The sequence below is a fragment of the Microbacterium aurantiacum genome (assembly GCF_002872075.1).
Lineage (GTDB): Bacteria > Actinomycetota > Actinomycetes > Actinomycetales > Microbacteriaceae > Microbacterium > Microbacterium aurantiacum_A.
Genome location: NZ_PGGU01000005.1, coordinates 246,958 through 265,421, shown reverse-complemented (window position 1 = coordinate 265,421; position 18,464 = coordinate 246,958). Strand labels below are relative to the sequence as shown.

Annotated in this window: 12 protein-coding genes; 5 read left to right on the top strand and 7 right to left on the bottom strand. The window is 68.2% G+C overall.

Annotation, left to right across the window (positions count from 1 at the left end):
* The first annotated feature begins 24 nt into the window (after positions 1–24).
* Positions 25–1,824: a DEAD/DEAH box helicase gene (locus CUR96_RS04260; RefSeq protein WP_432612408.1), complete on the top strand. Its 1,800-nt coding sequence runs from the start codon at positions 25–27 to the stop codon at positions 1,822–1,824.
* A 101-nt stretch (positions 1,825–1,925) separates the two neighbouring features.
* On the opposite strand, the gene CUR96_RS04255 is transcribed toward CUR96_RS04260, so the two are convergent.
* From CUR96_RS04255 to CUR96_RS04240, 4 genes are read right to left on the bottom strand one after another with little or no spacing between them, the layout of a single operon-like run.
* On the bottom strand, positions 1,926–2,444 hold the full coding sequence (locus CUR96_RS04255) for an AAA family ATPase (RefSeq protein WP_180968929.1): 519 nt from the start codon (positions 2,442–2,444) through the stop codon (positions 1,926–1,928).
* Entirely contained in the window at positions 2,437–4,755 is a 2,319-nt protein-coding gene (gene ligA / locus CUR96_RS04250; RefSeq protein WP_102192031.1) for an NAD-dependent DNA ligase LigA, read from the bottom strand. Before ligA ends, CUR96_RS04255 begins: the two co-directional genes overlap by 8 nt.
* Before the next feature lie 46 nt (positions 4,756–4,801).
* A complete protein-coding gene (gene mnmA / locus CUR96_RS04245; protein WP_102192030.1) occupies positions 4,802–5,899 on the bottom strand; it encodes a tRNA 2-thiouridine(34) synthase MnmA in 1,098 nt (365 codons plus the stop codon).
* A 9-nt stretch (positions 5,900–5,908) separates the two neighbouring features.
* Positions 5,909–7,099, bottom strand: a complete 1,191-nt coding sequence (locus CUR96_RS04240; RefSeq protein ID WP_102192029.1) for a cysteine desulfurase family protein — start codon at positions 7,097–7,099, stop codon at positions 5,909–5,911.
* A 74-nt stretch (positions 7,100–7,173) separates the two neighbouring features.
* On the opposite strand from CUR96_RS04240, the gene glgX reads away from it, so the two are divergent.
* The 3 genes from glgX to glgB all read left to right on the top strand — a co-directional run bounded on the left by glgX (position 7,174) and on the right by glgB (position 13,586).
* Positions 7,174–9,246 (top strand): glycogen debranching protein GlgX, encoded by a 2,073-nt coding sequence (gene glgX, locus CUR96_RS04235; RefSeq protein ID WP_102192028.1) that lies wholly within the window; start codon positions 7,174–7,176, stop codon positions 9,244–9,246.
* 66 nt (positions 9,247–9,312) lie between these two features.
* Positions 9,313–11,385, top strand: coding sequence for a maltotransferase domain-containing protein (locus CUR96_RS04230; protein ID WP_102192027.1), 2,073 nt, complete (start codon positions 9,313–9,315; stop codon positions 11,383–11,385).
* The gene (gene glgB / locus CUR96_RS04225; protein WP_102192026.1) at positions 11,382–13,586 is read left to right on the top strand and encodes a 1,4-alpha-glucan branching protein GlgB; all 2,205 of its coding nucleotides are present in this window, start codon (positions 11,382–11,384) and stop codon (positions 13,584–13,586) included. The genes CUR96_RS04230 and glgB overlap by 4 nt, the downstream gene beginning before the upstream one ends.
* Before the next feature lie 62 nt (positions 13,587–13,648).
* Here glgB and CUR96_RS04220 read toward each other — a convergent pair whose 3' ends face one another.
* Together CUR96_RS04220 and CUR96_RS04215 are read right to left on the bottom strand one after the other, a co-directional pair.
* Entirely contained in the window at positions 13,649–14,581 is a 933-nt protein-coding gene (locus CUR96_RS04220; protein ID WP_102192025.1) for a tetratricopeptide repeat protein, read from the bottom strand.
* Entirely contained in the window at positions 14,578–16,491 is a 1,914-nt protein-coding gene (locus CUR96_RS04215) for a glycosyl transferase (protein WP_245861079.1), read from the bottom strand. The genes CUR96_RS04220 and CUR96_RS04215 overlap by 4 nt, the downstream gene beginning before the upstream one ends.
* A gap of 179 nt (positions 16,492–16,670) precedes the next feature.
* Between CUR96_RS04215 and CUR96_RS04210 the strand changes: the two genes are divergently transcribed.
* A complete protein-coding gene (locus tag CUR96_RS04210) occupies positions 16,671–17,726 on the top strand; it encodes an AI-2E family transporter (RefSeq protein WP_102192024.1) in 1,056 nt (351 codons plus the stop codon).
* 18 nt (positions 17,727–17,744) lie between these two features.
* Here the strand turns inward: CUR96_RS04210 and CUR96_RS04205 are convergent, their stop codons facing one another.
* Positions 17,745–18,464: an alpha/beta hydrolase gene (locus CUR96_RS04205; RefSeq protein ID WP_102192023.1), complete on the bottom strand. Its 720-nt coding sequence runs from the start codon at positions 18,462–18,464 to the stop codon at positions 17,745–17,747.

Sequence of the window (18,464 nt, the reverse complement as noted above, 5' to 3'; positions counted from 1 at the left end):
ACGCGGAGGCGCTACCTTTAGTTAGTGACTCCTGAAGACGCTGTGAACGCCGATGCCCCCGAAACCCCTGAAACTCCTGGATTCGAGGAACTCGGCCTGACCGGCCCCGTCCTCAGAGCGGTCCGCGACCTCGGCTACGAGACGCCGTCCCCCATCCAGGCAGCAACGATCCCGACGCTGCTCGCCGGACGCGATGTCGTCGGAATGGCCCAGACCGGCACCGGCAAGACGGCGGCGTTCGCGCTGCCCGTGCTGGAGCGTCTCGACATCTCGCAGAAGATCCCGCAGGCTCTCGTCCTCGCCCCCACCCGCGAGCTCGCCCTCCAGGTGTGCGAGGCCTTCGAGTCGTACTCCGCGAAGATGAAGGGCGTGCATGTGCTCCCCGTCTACGGCGGACAGGGCTACGGTGTGCAGCTTTCGGCGCTTCGTCGTGGCGTGCACGTGATCGTCGGCACCCCCGGCCGCATCATGGACCACCTCGCCAAGGGCACCCTCGACCTCTCCGAGCTGAAGTACCTGGTGCTGGACGAGGCCGACGAGATGCTGAAGATGGGCTTCGCGGAGGACGTCGAGCAGATCCTCGCGCAGACTCCCAAGGAGAAGCAGGTCGCCCTCTTCTCGGCGACCATGCCCCCGCAGATCCGTCGTCTCGCGCAGCAGTACCTGCGCGATCCCGAAGAGATCAGCATCAAGTCGAAGACCGCGACCGGCACGAACATCACGCAGCGCTACCTCGTGGTGTCGTACGCGCAGAAGGTCGATGCGCTCACCCGCATCCTCGAGGTCGAGAACTTCGAGGGCATGATCGTGTTCGTCCGCACCAAGAACGAGACCGAGACGCTCGCCGAGAAGCTGCGTGCCCGTGGATACTCAGCGGCCGCCATCAACGGCGACGTCGCCCAGGTGCAGCGTGAGCGCACGGTGAACCAGCTCAAGGACGGCAAGCTCGACATCCTCGTCGCCACCGATGTCGCCGCTCGCGGTCTCGACGTCGAACGCATCAGCCACGTCGTGAACTTCGACATCCCGACCGACACCGAGTCGTACGTGCACCGCATCGGCCGCACCGGCCGCGCCGGACGCAGGGGCGACGCGATCAGCTTCATCACCCCGCGCGAGCGCTATCTGCTCAAGAGCATCGAGAAGGCCACGCGCCAGCAGCCGACTCAGATGCAGCTGCCCAGCACTGAAGACGTCAACACGACCCGCCTCGCGCGCTTCGACGACGCGATCACGGCGGCGCTCTCGGAGACCGCCCGGATCGAAGGATTCCGCGACATCGTCGCGCACTACGTCCGCAACCACGACGTTCCCGAGGGCGACGTCGCCGCCGCCCTCGCCGTCGTGGCGCAGGGTGAGACGCCGCTTCTGCTGGACCCGGCTCACGACCCGCTCTCGAAGGCCGTGGCAGCTGACAACCGTCCTGCACGGGACTCCGCCGGAGGCACGCGTGCTCCGCGCACCGACCGCGAGCCGCGTACCGATCGTCGTGGTCGCGGCGACTACACGCCTTACCGTATCGAGGTCGGGCGTCGTCACCGCGTCGAACCGCGCCAGATCGTCGGCGCGCTCGCGAACGAGGGCGGCCTCGGCCGCGACGACTTCGGCGTGATCAACATCCGTCCGGACTTCTCGACCGTCGAACTGCCCGCGAACATGGATCCGTCGGTACTCGAGAAGCTGCGCGACACGCGCATCTCGGGCCGCCTGATCGAGATCAAGGCCGACCGCGGTGCTCCCGGACGCCGCTCGCGCGATGACGACGACCGCGCGCCGCGCAGCACGGGCGACCGCGAGTTCCGCAAGCCCCGTCACAAGGGCTGAGCACGACGCGCGGAGACGTCATATTCCGCACGAGACACCACGTCTGACGTGGTGTCTCGTGCGGAATTTCGTGTTTCGTCGTCAGCCAGCGCGTCGCGAGCTCACGCCAGCGTGCGTCGAACGCTCGCGGCCAACGCCGAGATGTCGACTGCTGTCGAGGTGTCGACCCGGAGCAGCGGGAGGTCGGTGATCGGCGCCGCCACCGCAGCCGCGGACTCCCATTCGGCCATACGCGCCTGGTCGTCGTGCACGCGGTGGCGCGGCCGCGTCAGGTACCGATCTCGCATCACCTCGCGAGGAGCTTCGCACCAGAGTTCTATGCCCGAGGGAGAGCCGATGGACTCCCACCCGCGGCGGAACCAGTCCTCGTCGCGTCCGGACAGCCACACCGATTCGACCATCACCGTGCCATCGAGCATCCCGGCCAGTCGCCACAGTGCGTCTGTGGCCAGCGCACCGACCGAGCGGGTCGGCAGATGAGCATCGATCGCGTCGCCCAGCGCCTCCTTGATGGCATCCTTCGACACCAGCGGGATGCCGAGCTCCCCGGCCAGCGGACCCGCGAGCGTCGTCTTGCCGGCGCCGGCTATGCCGTTGACGACGATGAGGCGATCAGCCACCCAGTGCGTCCGGCCCCTGGGTGACGAGGATGTGGAACTGCGCCGCGTCGAGGATGCGGATGCCGAGCTCCTCGGCCTTGGCGAGCTTGGACCCCGCGCCGGGACCGGCAGCGACGAAGTCCGTCTTCTTCGAGACGCTGGACGCCGCCTTGCCGCCGGCCTGGATGATCGCCTCCTGGGCTCCGTCGCGCGTGTAGCCGTCGAGCGATCCGGTCGCCACCACGGTGAGACCGTCGAGAACGCCCCCTTCGGTCACGGCTGCTCCCGGCCCCGCGTGTCCCGGCGTCGCCCACTGGACTCCGGCCTCCGCCCACCGCTGCACGATCTCCTGGTGCCAGTCGATCTCGAACCACGCCAGCAGGGAGTCCGCGATGATCCCGCCCACGCCGTCGACTCCGGCGAGTTCCTCCCTCGATGCTGCGCGGATCGCGTCGAGCGAGCCGAACCACTGCGCCAGTGCACGTGCGGCGACCGGACCGACATGGCGGATGTTGAGCGAGACCAGCAGACGCCAGAGGTCCTTCGTCTTCGCCTTCTCCAGCTCGGCGAGCAGCGTCACAGCCTGCGATGACGGTTGAGGCCCGATCAGCCCCGACTTCCGCTCGGCTGCCGAGGGGTTCCGGCGGAACGGCGAACGCGTCTTCACCACGCCGTCGTCATCCTCCTTGGGCAACCCGGTCTCGGCATCGCGCACGACGACCTCGATCGGGACGATCTCATCGAGGGTGAGCGCGAAGAGCCCGGCTTCCGTCTGCAACGGAGGGGTCTCCGGAGACGTGGGCTGCGTCAAGGCCGCCGCCGTGACCTCGCCGAGCGCCTCGATGTCGAGCGCGCCGCGTGAGCCGATGTGCTCGACACGTCCGCGCACCTGCGCAGGACACGAGCGCGCGTTCGGGCAACGCAGGTCGATGTCGCCCTCTTTCATCGGACGCAGCGGCGTGCCGCATTCGGGGCACCCGAACGGCATCACGAACTCGCGTTCGGTACCGTCGCGTCGCTCCACCACCGGTCCGAGCACCTCGGGAATCACGTCACCCGCCTTGCGCAGCACGACAGTGTCGCCGATGAGGACGCCCTTCGCCTTGACGACATCCTTGTTGTGCAGCGTCGCCTGCCTCACCACAGAGCCCGCGACGTGCGCCGGGGCCATAACGGCGAACGGAGTGGCGCGCCCGGTGCGGCCCACCGAGACGACGATGTCGAGAAGCTTCGTCTGCACCTCCTCCGGCGGGTACTTGTAGGCGATCGCCCACCGCGGGGCGCGACTCGTCATCCCGAGTTCGTCGTGCAGAGCCAGCTCGTCGACCTTGACCACGATTCCGTCGAGCTCGTGCTCGATGTCGTGCCGGTGCTCGCCGAAATGCTCCACGAACTCCACCACCTGGTCGATGCCGTGGCAGACCTTCGTGTGCGGACTCGTCGGCAGGCCCCATTCCGCGAGCAGCCGGTACACCTCGCTCTGCGTGGCGACCGGCGGATTCTGCCACGCGCCGATGCCGTGCACATACATCGACAGCGATTCCACCCGCAGCAGCGCCGCCTCCAGTTCGAGCCCGCTCTTCTTCTCGATCTGCTGCCGCAGCCCGCCGCTCGCGGCGTTGCGGGGATTCGCGAAGGAGGGGAAACGACGGGCGGCGGCGGTACGGGCCTTGTCCTCATCGAACGGCCTCTTCGCACCGCCGCGGGCGGTCCAGCGCTCGAGCGCGTCGGCGTAGGCGAGGTCGCGGAAACGCGCCTGCGCCGCGTTCAGGCGCTCGAACGCCGCGACCGGGATGAAGACCTCGCCGCGGACCTCCACGATCGTCGGATGCCCGCTCCCGGACAGGCGCGACGGGATCTCCGGCAACCGAAGGGCGTTCTCGGTCACGATCTCGCCGACGCGACCGTCTCCGCGGGTGGCCGCCGAAGTCAGCACGCCGTCCTCGTACCGGAGGTTGATCGCGAGGCCGTCGATCTTGAGCTCTGTGAGCCAAGCCACCTCTCGTCCCGACGAGGCCTGCGCCTTCGATGCCCACTCGCGCAGCTCGTCGATCGAGAAGACATTGTCGAGGCTCAGCATCCGCTCGGCATGCTCGATGGTCGCGAGCCCGGTGGATTCAGCGGCGCCCACCATCTGCGTCGGCGAATCCTGTCCGGCGAGTTCCGGATGCAGCCGCTCCAGCTCTTCCAGCCGATGCATCCACCCGTCGTACGTCGCGTCGTCGACGAGCGAGGTGTCACGCCCGTAATACGCGTCCTTCGCCTCGAGGATGCGGGTGGTCAGCTCTTCGACCTCGCTGCGGGCTGCTTCCAGTGAGATGTTCTCCGGCACCTCGCCAGTCTACGAGTGGGGTGCGACAAACACAGGGAAAAGCGCTCTACGCCTCGACCGGAACCGCCGAGACCGTGCGATCGATGGTGAACTGGCCGAGCACGCGGGTGCCGACGTAGAGGACGGCGGTCTGACCGGGTGCGACGCCGTCGAGCGCGACATCCGGCACGACCCGTACACCGGCGTCGGTCACGAAGGCCGTGGCCGGCACCGGGTCCGCATGCGCTCTGATCTGCACTTCGCAGTCGAACTCCGACGAGTCGGGCGCCGCTCCCGCCCAGGAGAAGCGCTCCCCCGCGATCTCCGCGATCGCGAGCGCCTCCTTCGGCCCCACCACGACGGTGTTCGACACCGGGCGCACCTCGAGGACGAATCGCGGCTTGCCGTCAGCGGCCGGCACACCGAGCTTGAGCCCGCGCCGCTGCCCGACGGTGAACGCATGGGCACCCTCGTGCGTGCCGACGACCTCGCCGGCGCGATCGAGGATCTCCCCGGTCTCCGCGCCCACCTTCTCGGCGAGCCAGCCGCGCGTGTCGCCGTCGGGGATGAAGCAGATGTCGTGGCTGTCGGGCTTCTGGGCGACGCTGAGCCCGCGCTCAGCCGCCTCCGTCCGGACCAGGGCCTTCGAGGGCGTCGACCCCAGGGGGAAGTACGTGTGCGCCAGCTGCTCCGTCGTCAGGACGCCGAGGACATAGGACTGGTCCTTGGCCGCATCGGAGGCCCGGTGCAGTTCGAGTCCCGCCGGAGTGTGGATCAGAGTCGCGTAGTGTCCGGTGCACACCGCGTCGAACCCGAGCTCGATCGCCCGCTCCAGGAGAGCCGCGAACTTGATCTTCTCGTTGCAGCGCATGCAGGGGTTCGGAGTACGTCCGGCCCGGTACTCGGAGATGAAGTCGTCGATCACGTCGTCGCGGAATCGCTCGGAGAAGTCCCAGACGTAGAACGGGATGCCGAGCATGTCGGCCGCGCGGCGCGCGTCGAGCGCGTCCTCGATCGTGCAGCACCCTCGGCTGCCCGTTCGCAGGGTGCCGCCCGCACGAGAGAGCGCCAGGTGCACGCCGACGACGTCGTGTCCCGCCTCCACGGCACGAGCGGCCGCGACGGCGGAATCCACTCCGCCGCTCATGGCTGCCAGTATCCGCATGGGTCCAGTCTACGAGCGGTTGCCTGTGCTGGTCCCGGATGCGCGCGCATAGGCGTCCGCGATCACGGCGAGCACCGCGTCGACCTCGGCATCGCCGGAGGTCCTGCCGAGAGTGAGCCGGATGACGCTGCGTGCGTCGCGCTCGCTGCGACCCATCGCGAGGACGACATGCGACGGTTCCGCGACGCCCGCCTGGCAGGCCGACCCCGTCGAAGAGGACACGCCTGCCGTGTCGAGCATGAAGAGCAGGCTCTCGCCGACGGCCCCGGGAAAGAGCAGGTGGGCATTGCCCGGCAGACGGTTCACCGGATCGCCGAGCAGTTCGGATGCCGGAACCGCTGCGCGTATCCCCTGCACCAGGCGGTCGCGCAGGATCCGCAGCCGGACGCCTTCACTGCGTCGTTCGGCCTCGGCCAGCTCCAGCGCCACAGCGAACGCCGCGGCTCCGGCGACGTCCTGGGTACCGGCTCGCAAGCCGCGCTGCTGCGCCCCTCCATGCTGCAGCGGTGCCATTCGAGCCGTGCGATCCACGACCAGTGCGCCGGTGCCGACGGGCGCTCCGATCTTGTGCCCGGCAACACTCAGCGCGACGAGTCCCGATCCCGGTTGGGCCTTCCCGCGCAGTTCCCGATAGGACAGCGGCACGTGGCCGAGCGCGGCGACCGCGTCGAGGTGGAGCGGCACGAGGGCGTCTGCAGCGACCGCCGCGAGGGCGGCCGCGTCGTTCACGGTTCCCACCTCGTTGTTGGCGACGAGGACGGTCGCCAGCGCGGCGCGCGCCGAGCCCGCGGGCGCCATCGCGGCGCCGAAGGCCTCAGGCGTGACGTGCGCGTCAGATGTCACCGGCACGGCCCGTACCTCGGCGCCGTCGGCAGCCAACGCGGCCACGGTGTCGAACGTGGCGTGATGCTCGGCATCCGGAAGCACGATCGCGCGGGCATGCGGGTCCCGCGCCCGCCAGAGCCCCTGAAGCGCCAGGTTGATGGATTCGGTGCCTCCGGAGGTGAAGACCACCTCGATCGGGTCCGCCCCGAGGACAGCTGCCGTCCGCTCCCTGGACGACTCGAGAAGGCGGCGCGCAGCCTGACCGGAGCCGTGCGTGGACGAGGCGTTTCCGGTCAGATCCGTCGCATCGAGCCACGCATCCCGCGCCTCCGGCCGGAGGGGCGATGTCGCCGCATGATCGAGGTAGTACCGCATCCCTCCATCCTCCCACCCGGGCGGGGACGCGGCGTTGCGCGGTTGCCGAGCCGCGCGGGCCTAGGCTATTGCTCATGTGTCCGCAGCCCGCTGCCGCTCCTCTGGGGGGAGCCGCACTCGACAACCTCGGCGTTCGTCTTCACGACGGGGTGGGAACTCTCCGCCTCTGGTCGCAGAACGCGTCCGCCGTCGAACTCGTCATCTTCGACGCGACCGACCTCGATTGGGTGACCGACGAGCTTCCTCTCGAACGCCGTCCCGGAGGCGTCTGGGAGGTCACGACCGAGCTTCTGCAACCCGGAACGCGATACGCCGTCCGCGTGGACGGGCCGCACGGGCCCGGGAACACGTTCAACCCGGAATCGCTCCTCCTCGATCCGTACGCCCGAGGTCTCGCACAGGGCGACGGATACGAAGAATGGCGCTCCGTCGTCATCGTCGACGGATTCGACTGGGGAGATTCTCAGAAGCCCCGTATCCCGCTGGATCGCACGGTCATCTACGAGGGGCACCTCAAAGGCCTGACCAAGCGGCACCCCGATGTTCCGCCCGCCCTGCACGGGACGTACGCGGGCCTCGCGCATCCTGCGATGATCGCGCATTTCCACTCCCTCGGCATCACCTCGGTCGAACTTCTCCCCGTGCATGCCTTCGTCCCTGAGCCCCGGCTGCTCCAGCTCGGGCTGACGAACTACTGGGGATACAACACCCTCAACTTCTTCACGCCCCACACGGCGTACGCCACGGAGCAGGCCCGCAAGGGCGGCCCGGAGGCGGTCCTCGCCGAGTTCAAGGGCATGGTGCGCCTGCTGCACGAGGCCGGGCTCGAAGTCATCCTGGATGTCGTCTACAACCACACCTCGGAGGAGGGTCTGGGTGGACCCCGATCCAGTTTCCGCGGCATCGACAACGCGCAGTACTACCGCCAGCAGGCCGATGGCGCCTACATCGACACCACGGGGTGCGGGAACACGTTCAACACGGCGACGGACGCCGGCGCGCGTCTCGTGCTCGACTCGCTGCGCTACTGGGCGCAGGAGATGCAGATCGACGGGTTCCGATTCGATCTCGCCGCGGCGATCGCCCGGGATGGCGACCACACCTTCACGCCGGACCACCCTCTGCTCGCAGCCATCGCCGCCGACCCGGTCCTGCAGGACACGAAGCTGATCGCCGAGCCCTGGGATGTGGGTCTCGGCGGATGGCAGACCGGGAACTTCCCCGCCGGCTGGCACGAGTGGAACGACCGCTACCGCGACCGCGTGCGCAACTTCTGGCTGAGCGACATCGACTACGCCCGTCGCGCATCCGCCCCGGTGGGCATCGGCGGCTTCGCCACTCGCCTCGCCGGTTCGTCGAACACCTTCAGCGAGAGCCGCGGACCGCTGGCCAGCGTCAATTTCATCACCTCGCACGACGGCTTCACCCTGCACGATCTCGTGTCCTACGACGTCAAGCACAACGAGGGCAACGGGGAGCACAACCGCGACGGCGCAGACATGAATCGCGCGTTCAACCACGGCATCGAGGGTCCGACCGATGACCCGGGCATCCTGGCCGCGCGTCGCAAGGCGATGCGCAATCTGCTCGGCACGCTGCTGCTCTCCGCAGGCATCCCGATGCTCACCGCCGGCGACGAGTTCGGCCGCACCCAGCGGGGCAACAACAACGCCTACGCTCAGGATTCGCCTCTCAGCTGGTTCCCGTGGGAGTTCGAGCCGTGGCAGGAGGATCTGCGCGCGCACGTCACCCGGCTGATCCAGCTGCGCACCGACAACCCGGCTCTGCGTCCGAGTCGCTACGCGCGACTCGGCGAGCACATCCCGAATGCCAGTGTCATGGACTGGTACGACCAGAACGGCGAGACGATGGAGGCCGGTCAGTGGACCGACCCCGGCAACCGCACGCTTCAGTACGTCGCCGCGTCGACGCCGGACAAGGAGTCGTACAACCGCATCCTCCTGATCGTGCACGGCACGGAGTCGCCGACCGATGTCCGTCTGCCCGAGGAGATCGAAGACGCGACACGATTCGTCTCGCTCTGGTCGAGCGCCGAAGAGCGCCCGTCGGAGAGCACGGAGGTGTTCGCGCCCGGAGATGTGCTCCCCACCCCTGGGACCTCGATGAGGCTTTTCCGCGTCGAATGAAGCGAGGTCGGCGGCCACCCCGGCGGCTCGCTTCCAGCCGAGGTGCGAGGGCGGTACATTCAGCTAGTGGCCTCACGCAACGACACCCGAACAGCGGCTCTTCGGAGCCCCGTCCAGATTCCGCTGCGCCCCCTGGGGCACACCGACGACTCCGAGGATCTGCGCACGACGCGCATCCCGTTGGTGTCGCCGTCGCCTCGGGTGCCCGGCGGGTTCTCCGCCAAGGCGTTCGCCGGCGAGGTCGTGCCGTTCGGGGTGACGGCTTTCCGCGAGGGACACGACATCATCGGCGTGCATCTCCGGCTGACCTCTCCGGGTGGCGAGGAGAGCCTGCACCGTCTCGCCCCGCTCCGGGACGGGACCGACCGCTGGCGCGCTGACGTCGCGCTGGACGAACGAGGCGCCTGGACCTACCGCTTCGAAGCGTTCTCCGACGACTTCGCGACCTGGGCGCACGCCGCCGAGCTGAAGGCCGCGGTCGACGTCGACACACCGGTGATGGCCGCGCTCGGCGCGCAGCTCCTCGTGCGCGCGGCCGCTGAAAAGGGCCGTCCGGCCGCTCAGCGGCGGCACCTGGCGGCTGCCGCGCAGCGGATGCAGGATGCGGACGCGCAACAGATCTCAGCCGTCGCCACGGACGCAGAACTCGCCACGATCTTCGCCGAACGGCCCCTCAGTACGCTGCACTCCGCGTCCGCACCGCTCCGTATCGTCGTCGAGCGGGAACTCGCCGGAGTCGGCGCCTGGTACGAGTTCTTCCCCCGCTCCGAAGGGGCGAAGCGCCTGAAGGACGGAACGGTCAAGAGCGGGACGTTCCGCTCCGCGATCAAGCGCCTGCCGGGCGTCGCCGGCATGGGTTTCGACGTCATCTACCTGCCTCCGATCCACCCGATCGGGGAGATCAACCGCAAGGGGCGCAACAACACGCTGGAGGCTCTGGCGGGTGATCCCGGCTCCCCGTATGCGATCGGCTCCGCCGACGGCGGCCACGACGCCATCCACCGAGACTTGGGAACCGCCGCCGACTTCCGGGCCTTCGTCCGCGCCGCTCAGAAGGAGGGGATGGAAGTCGCACTCGACCTCGCGCTGCAGGCCGCTCCGGATCACCCCTGGGTCGTGGAGCATCCGGAATGGTTCACAGTGCTGCCGGATGGCACGATCGCGTACGCCGAGAATCCCCCGAAGAAGTATCAGGACATCTATCCGATCAACTTCGACCGCGACCCGGCCGGCATCTATGCCGAGGTGCTCCGAGTCGTGCGGCACTGGGTGTCGCAGGGGGTGAAGATCTTCCGCGTGGACAACCCGCACACCAAGCCGGTGCAGTTCTGGGAGTGGCTCATCGGCATCGTGTGCGGCGAGGATCCTGACGTGATCTTCCTGTCCGAGGCGTTCACGCGACCGGCGATGATGCAGAGCCTCGCGAAGGCGGGCTTCCAGCAGAGCTATTCGTACTTCACCTGGCGGAACACGAAGGCGGAGCTCGAGGAGTTCCTGACGTCCGTCTCGCACGACACCGCCGACTTCATGCGGCCGAACCTCTTCGTGAACACGCACGACATCCTCACCGAATACCTCCAGTTCGGAGGACGCGCCGCCTACCGCATCCGCGCGGCGATCGCCGCAACCGCAGCGCCGATCTGGGGCGTGTATGCGGGCTACGAGCTCGTCGAGAACGTCGCCCGGCCCGGGTCCGAGGAGAACATCGACAACGAGAAGTACGAGTACAAGTTCCGGGACTGGGACGGCGCCGAGGAGAGAGGCGATTCCCTCGCGCCACTGCTGCGCCGCCTGAACGAGATCCGCCGCACCCATCCCGCGCTCCGCCAGCTTCGCAACTTCTCGGTGCACTGGAGCGACGACGATTCGATCCTCGTGTACAGCAAGCACCTCGATGCCGCGTTCACCGGAACCGGCAAGCCGGACACGATCATCGTGGTCGCCAACGTCGACCCCCACTCGGTGCGGCAGACGACGGTGCACCTCGACACGCGCGTGTGGGGCATCCCGCTCGGCGAGAGCTTCGAGGTCGAGGATCTGCTCTCGGGCAGCGTCTGGACCTGGAGCGACCACAACTATGTGCGGCTCGACGCCTTCGCCGAGCCGGTGCACATTCTGAGGGTGAAGGAGCGAGCATGAGCTACGCAGAAGACATCAGCGTCTCCGCCGACTGGGAGGCTGTCGCGGCGGGATCCCATCACGAACCGCACGCCCTCCTCGGAGCGCATCCGATCACGACCGCCGCCGATCGCACCGTGACGGTGATCCGGGTACGGCGTCCCCTCGCCTCGTCCGTCGCGGCCGTGTTCGCGGACGGCACGCGGCTCGAACTCGAGCACGCCGCCCACGGGATCTGGGAGGCACGCCACGACGGACCACCCGTCCCGTACCGCGTCGCCACCGCATACACCGACGTCGAGGAGACGATCGCCGGCGACCCTTACCGGCACCTTCCCACCCTGGGCGAGCTGGACCTGCACCTGATCGCCGAGGGACGGCACGAGCGGCTCTGGCAGGCGCTCGGAGCCCATCCGCTGTCGGTCGACGGCGAGTCGGGCGTCTCGTTCGCCGTATGGGCGCCGAATGCCACCGCGGTCAGGGTCGTCGGCGACCACAACGACTGGAACGGCGAAGCGCACGCGATGCGTTCGATGGGCGTGAGCGGCCTCTGGGAGCTGTTCATCCCGGATCTCTCGATCGGCGCCAAGTACAAGTACCAGATCCGCACGAGGAGCGGCGGATGGATTCTCAAGGCTGATCCGATGGCCTTGGCCGCAGAGGTGCCGCTTGGCACCGCCTCGGTGGTCACGAGCTCTACGCACACGTGGTCCGATGGGGCCTGGATGACTCGGAGAGCGGCGACGCATGCGGTCGCGCAGCCCTTATCGGTGTACGAGGTGCATCTCGGTTCATGGCGCCACGGCCTCGGCTACCGCGACATCGCCGACCCGCTCATCGCGCACGTGACCGAGACCGGGTTCACCCACGTCGAGTTCATGCCGCTCGCCGAGCACCCCTTCGGCGGTTCGTGGGGCTACCAGGTCAGCGGCTACTATGCCGCGACCAGCCGTTTCGGCAGCCCGGACGACCTCAAGTACCTGATCGACCGCTTGCACCAGGCGGGCATCGGCGTGATCATGGACTGGGTTCCCGGCCATTTCCCGAAGGACGCGTTCGCGCTGGCCCGCTTCGACGGGCAGGCGCTCTACGAGCACCCGGATCCCCGTCGCGGAGAGCACCAGGACTGGGGCACGCTGATCTTCGACTACGGACGCAACGAGGTACGCAACTTCCTCGTCGCGAACGCTCTCTTCTGGCTCGGCGAGTTCCACGTCGACGGGCTGCGCGTGGACGCCGTCGCGTCGATGCTGTACCTGGACTACTCGCGCAACGAGGGCGAGTGGGAGCCGAACATCCACGGCGGACGGGAGAATCTGGAGGCCATCCGGTTCCTGCAGGAGGTCAACGCCACGGCTTATCGGCTGCATCCGGGGGTCGTCATGATCGCCGAGGAGTCGACCAGCTTCCCCGGCGTCACCGCCCCGACCAGTCACGCCGGGCTCGGCTTCGGGTTCAAGTGGAACATGGGGTGGATGAACGATTCCCTGCAGTACATCGAGCGCGATCCGATGTACCGCGCCCACCACGAGGGCGAGATGACCTTCTCGTTCGTCTACGCCTTCGGCGAGAACTACCTCCTCCCCATCAGCCATGACGAGGTCGTGCACGGAAAGGGAAGCCTGCTGGCGAAGATGCCGGGCGACCACTGGCACAAGCTCGCCAACGTCCGCGCCTACCTCGGGTACATGTGGGGCCACCCGGGCAAGAACCTCCTGTTCATGGGCCAGGAGTTCGGTCAGATCGCCGAGTGGTCTGAAGGACGCGAACTCGACTGGTGGCTGCTGGACCAGCCGTCGCACGCGCAGCTGCAGAGCTTCATCGGCGCGTTGAACAGCACGTATCGCGCCCAGGCGCCGCTGTGGGAACGCGACAACGACAGCTCATCCTTCACTCGGCTGGGCGCGCCCAGCTGGGATCCGACGGTGATCGCGTTCGAACGGCGTGACGCGCACGGCGGACGGCTGGTCGTCATCAGCAACTTCGCCGGCGTCGAGCACGCCGGCTATCGCCTCGCCCTCCCGCGGGAGGGCGTCTGGCAGGAGATCCTGAACACGGATGCCGCGGACTACGGCGGTCGCGGTTCGGGCAACCTCGGCATGGTCGTGGCGCACTCCGACGGCGAGGGAGCACCGACGGCGACCGTGACGCTGCCGGCGCTGTCCACGCTGTGGTTGCGGCACCAGCCCGAGCCGCATGTTCCGACCGTCAACCACGGCTGAAACGCGGACGGGCTCGGGACCGATCGGTCCCGAGCCCTTCTGACGGCGGTTCAGACCGCGCTTCAGAACAGCAGCGATGAAAGCCGGTTGCGGGCGGTGATGACCCGGGGATCGGATGCTCCGATCAGGCCGAACAGTTCGACCAGTCGCTCGCGCACCGGGGGGCGCTCATCCGAGGGAAGCGCCTGGAACAGGTCGAGAAGACGACCGAAGGCGTCGTCCACATGTCCGCCGGCGAGGTCGAGGTCGGCGACGGCGAACTGCGCCGGCACATCCAGCGGGGCGGCCGCAGCGGCGGCGCGGGCCTCCTGCAGATCGAGTCCTTGCACGCGGTCGAGCAACCGCACCTGGCCGAGACCGGCGATCGCCTCCTCGTCCCGCGGGTTCTCCGCGAGTGCCTTCTCGTATGCGACGATCGCCGCGGCATAGTCCCCGGCCTCGATGGCGGCGAACGCCTCCGCATGCAGCGGCGGCATCGGCGGCTCCTCCGGGGCTTCGGTCGGCTCGGCTGCGCCGTCGCCGAGCGGAAGAGTGCCGGTGACACCGTTCTGCGCCGCAAGCTGCAGTAGCTGAGCGAAGACCTCACGCACCTGCGTCTCCGGCACAGCGCCCGTGAACATCGGCACCGGCTGACCGGCGATCAGCGCGACCACCATCGGGATGGACTGCGCCCGGAAGCCCTGTGCGAGCTGGGGATTGGCGTCGACGTCGACCTTGGCGAGGAGAACGCGGCCCCCGAGTTCCCTGGTCACCTTCTCGATGATCGGGCTCAGCTGCTTGCATGGTCCACACCACTCGGCCCAGAGGTCGACCACCACGGGGACGGTGCGCGACAGTTCGAGGATCTGGCCGAACGACTCGTCCGTCGCATCGACGACGACATCGACGATGCCGGGCGCCGCCGTGCTGGCAGCGGCTGCCGGCCGCGTGGACCGGCCACGCAACGAGGAGAGGTCGACGGCACCCCGAAGGGCGGCGGGGGAGATTTCGCTCACTTGATCACCTGCACACTGAGAATGTCCTGGCGGGCGGCCAGAAGACGGATCTGCTCCGTCGAGCTCTGTGCCGGCACCGCGAAGAACAGTTGGAATTCGTAGGTCGTCTCGACGCCCTTGGCCGACTCGGTCGCCCCGGTCAGCGCCTTCGCCTGAGCGTTGTCACCGAACCGGATGACGGCGTCGCCCGAGGTGGGCGTCACCGTCTCCTTGTCGATGAGGGAGACCGCGACGATCGCCCCGCTGTCGAGCGTCGTCATCGACACGGGCGCCGAGTCGGACGGCACGATGTCGAACGCCGTCTGAGCGGTGGCTGCGGCGTTGTTGTCGATGAGGTTCTGCACCACCGCCTGCCGGCTGTCCCGGATCGATGTCGCGAGGTTCAGCGAGAGCTCATCGAACAGTCCGTAGGAGGCACTCTGCTCCCCCGTATCGACGACATCGGCGAACGCTGCGGCGACCTCACCGGGCGCCATGCTGAGGAAGGCGGAATCCGCCGGCACGATCGAGGTGCCCAGCCAAGGGGCGGCGAGGTCGGGAACCTTCGACGACGCCTGCATCTCGGCGATGTTCGTCACCTTGTAGTTCGACCACGGATCCTGCTGAGTCATGGTGAGGATCGCCGGCGGCACGGTCTCGTCGGCTGTGCTCTTCGAGAGGAGCAGCACGGTGCGCGGCCAACGGTCGGTGGCTTCGGGGAGCACGACCTCGATGTCCTCGGTCGGGATCGCGGCCGGTACCGGAGTCTCCGGGAGCGCTGTGCGCAGGGCGTACTCGGTACCCCGAGCGGCCAGCGCGGCGCCATCGAGGCGGGTCTTCGCGAGCTCGAGGTCGAGAGCGGTGTCGGCTTCCACCAGGGTGCTGGAGACCTCCTGGAGGATGCGCGCCGCCTGAGCCTCGGTCACGGCCGGCGGCTTCTGGTTCTCCGGGGCGATCACCGTGGGCGTCGGGGACGGCGTCGGCGACGCCGCGTCGAATTGCGGCCAGGAATCCGCCGAGCAGCCGGCGGCGAGAATCGCCGTGAGTCCGAGCGCGGGCAGCGCCAGCATCCGACGACGTCGCGCCGAACGGGGTGCGCGCATGGATGTCCGCGCCTCCGGTTCCTTGTCGTCGTCCGAGTGCCCGGTCGTGTCCGTCGCCTTCGGCTCGCCGACCGGAGCCTCGATCGCATCGCGCTCCGCCGGCGGAATGGCGGCGAGCTCGATCGGCTCGGTCGCGGGCATCGGGCCGGGGCCCTTGCGGCGTGGACCACGCCCGCGGCGCTGGTGCCGGATGCCGAGAACGTACATCACCAGGCCTGCGAGCAGTGCCGCTGCGCCGGCCGCCATGAGCGGACCCGCCCAGGGAGTGGAGGTGTCGAGCGGCCAGGACACGACGATGTTGTCGGGCGCGTCCTGCGTGCCGTCATGGGCGATCAGCACACTCATGCCCTCGGGAAGCTGCATGTTGTCTGCGATCAGGGCGTCCTTCTCGCTGAACGAGTCGAGCCACAGATCGGAGCCGGCAGGGTTGCGACCCGCGGTATCGTCCGCAGGCGCCTCTCCCTCGACCGGCTGTTCCTCGCCTTCGGCCGGCTCATCGGCGACTGTCGCTGCGACGGCCTCCACCGTCGGACGACCGGCCTTGTCAAGGCTCACCTGGTTGTAGTCCGAATCGGCGAGCCATGCCTTCAGATCGGCGGTGCGCCCGTAGGCGGCGAAGATCTCGCCCTCACCACGGAGCAACAGGGTCTGCGCACCGGGGCGGGCGCGGAGCACATCGCCGTCCATGAGCACGAACGGCGCGGGCTCATCGATCTTCACCTGCATCTGCTGCGACGACGGGCCCATGAAGACGGTGCGCTGGGCGATCCCGGCACCGATCAGCACCGTGGCCAGCACGAAGGCCACGACGGCCCATACGAAACGCACGAATAGTCTCCTCACGCGACCCGGACGTCTGCCCGAGTCGCAACACTCGACATTTCAGACTAGCGAAATCACCTGAGTGTTGCCCACGAGGGGGCACTCGCCGTCCGCGCGGCACGTCGTGCGGGCGCCGAGCCCGGCGGTGGATAGCCTGACTGCATCCGAGATTCCGAGGAGCGCAGATGAAGATCCACAACCCTTTCCGCACCGCCCTGGTGGCGACGCTCGGTGTGGGACTGGGCATCATGCTCATCGGAAGCGTCCAATCGCTCTCCACCGTGCTGCTCTATGTCGGCACCGCGCTCTTCCTCAGTCTCGGTCTCGACCCCGTCGTGGCATTCCTCGAGCGGCGCAGGCTCCCCCGGTGGCTCGCAGTGCTGATCACGATCCTCGCGGTGCTCGGTGTCTTCGCGGGCATCGTGCTGATGGTGCTGCCCCTCCTCATCGACCAGATCACGCAGCTCGTGGGGAGGATCACGGTCTTCCTCCAGAGCACTGCGCTCGAGGACGTCAAGGACTGGATCATCGGCGTCTTCCCCGGTTTGCAGCCGTCTTTCATCGACGATCTGTTCACGAATGCCACCGACTGGCTGCTGGACAACTGGGGCACGATCACCGAGAGCGTCATCGTCGTCGGCACGGCGATCGTCACCGGCCTCTTCGGCGCTTTCATCGTGCTGATCCTCACGATCTATCTGACGGCTTCCACTCCCTCCCTCAAGCGCGCTGTGTACCAGCTCGCCCCGGCGTCGAAGCGAGAGCGGTTCATCGACATCGCCGACCAGATCACCGACTCGGTCGGGTACTACGTCATGGGACAGGTCAGCCAGGGCGTCATCAACGGCATCCTGAGCGCGATCTTCCTCTCGATCATCGACGCCCCGTTCCCCGCCGTTCTGGCGGTCATCGCGTTCTTCTTCTCGCTGATCCCGTTGGTCGGCACGCTGACCGGATCCACGATCATCGTGCTGATCTGCCTGATCCCCGGCCTCGGCTCGCCCGCGACCGCCATCGCCGCTGCGATCTATTACCTCGTCTACATGCAGATCGAGGCATACTTCATCGCCCCGCGCATCATGAGCAGGGCGGTCGCGGTACCTGGCGCCGTCGTGGTCGTCGCGGCGCTTGCCGGAGGTAGTCTTCTCGGACTCCTCGGCGCGCTGATCGCGATCCCGGTGGCGGCCAGCATCCTGATCATCTACCGGCAGGTGATCATCCCGCGGATGAACGAGCTCTGAACGCGCAGAAGCGCGTGATCAGTCGGCCACCGGAGGCCACTGGGTCGGCAGCGGAAGGGCCGCCGGGTTGACCGCGGCCACGATCTCGGTGAGAACGCGTCTGGTCTGACTCTCCCCCACCCACAGATGCTTGCCGCCCTCGACCGCGATCAGCGTCGCCTGCGGAATCGAGGCGAATCGACGACGGGCCTCGTCTGGGCTCAGGTAGTCATCGAACTCCGGGACCAGAACGATCACCGGCGTCGTCGTGTTCGCCCACGCCGCCACCTCGTCCGCCGTGGCGCGGTGAAGCGGCGGCGACAGCAGGATGATCCCCGCGACGTCGTGCGAACGGCCGTACTTCAGCGCGAGTTCGGTTCCGAACGACCAGCCCAGCAACCACGGTCGCGGGAGCCCGCGTTCGCGGGCGAAGTCCACCGCGGCGGCCACGTCGAACTGCTCGGCCGCGCCGCCGTCGAAGGCGCCGTCGCTGGTGCCGCGAGGCGATGTGGTGCCGCGGGTGTTGAAACGCAGCACGGCGAGGTCCGCCAGCGCGGGAAGTCGCGCTGCCGCCTTGCGGAGGATGTGCGAGTCCATGAATCCGCCGGCCGTGGGAAGCGGATGCAGCGTCACGAGTGTCGCGACAGGCGCGTGCTCCGCAGGCAGCGCGAGTTCGCCGACCAGTGTCAGGTCGTCTGCCGTCTCCAGCTCGATGTCCTCGCGACGAGCAGGCAGCTCGAGCGGCCCCCGGATCTCCAT

What these genes read in the sequence shown, in the direction of transcription:
- mnmA (WP_102192030.1), bottom strand. Translation starts at nt 5,899, where the DNA reads ATGCGGATACTGGCAGCCATGAGCGGCGGAGTGGATTCCGCCGTCGCG.
- glgB (WP_102192026.1), top strand. Translation starts at nt 11,382, where the DNA reads ATGAGCTACGCAGAAGACATCAGCGTCTCCGCCGACTGGGAGGCTGTC.
- CUR96_RS04210 (WP_102192024.1), top strand. Translation starts at nt 16,671, where the DNA reads ATGAAGATCCACAACCCTTTCCGCACCGCCCTGGTGGCGACGCTCGGT.
- CUR96_RS04205 (WP_102192023.1), bottom strand. Translation starts at nt 18,464, where the DNA reads ATGGAGATCCGGGGGCCGCTCGAGCTGCCTGCTCGTCGCGAGGACATC.
- glgX (WP_102192028.1), top strand. Translation starts at nt 7,174, where the DNA reads ATGTGTCCGCAGCCCGCTGCCGCTCCTCTGGGGGGAGCCGCACTCGAC.
- CUR96_RS04240 (WP_102192029.1), bottom strand. Translation starts at nt 7,099, where the DNA reads ATGCGGTACTACCTCGATCATGCGGCGACATCGCCCCTCCGGCCGGAG.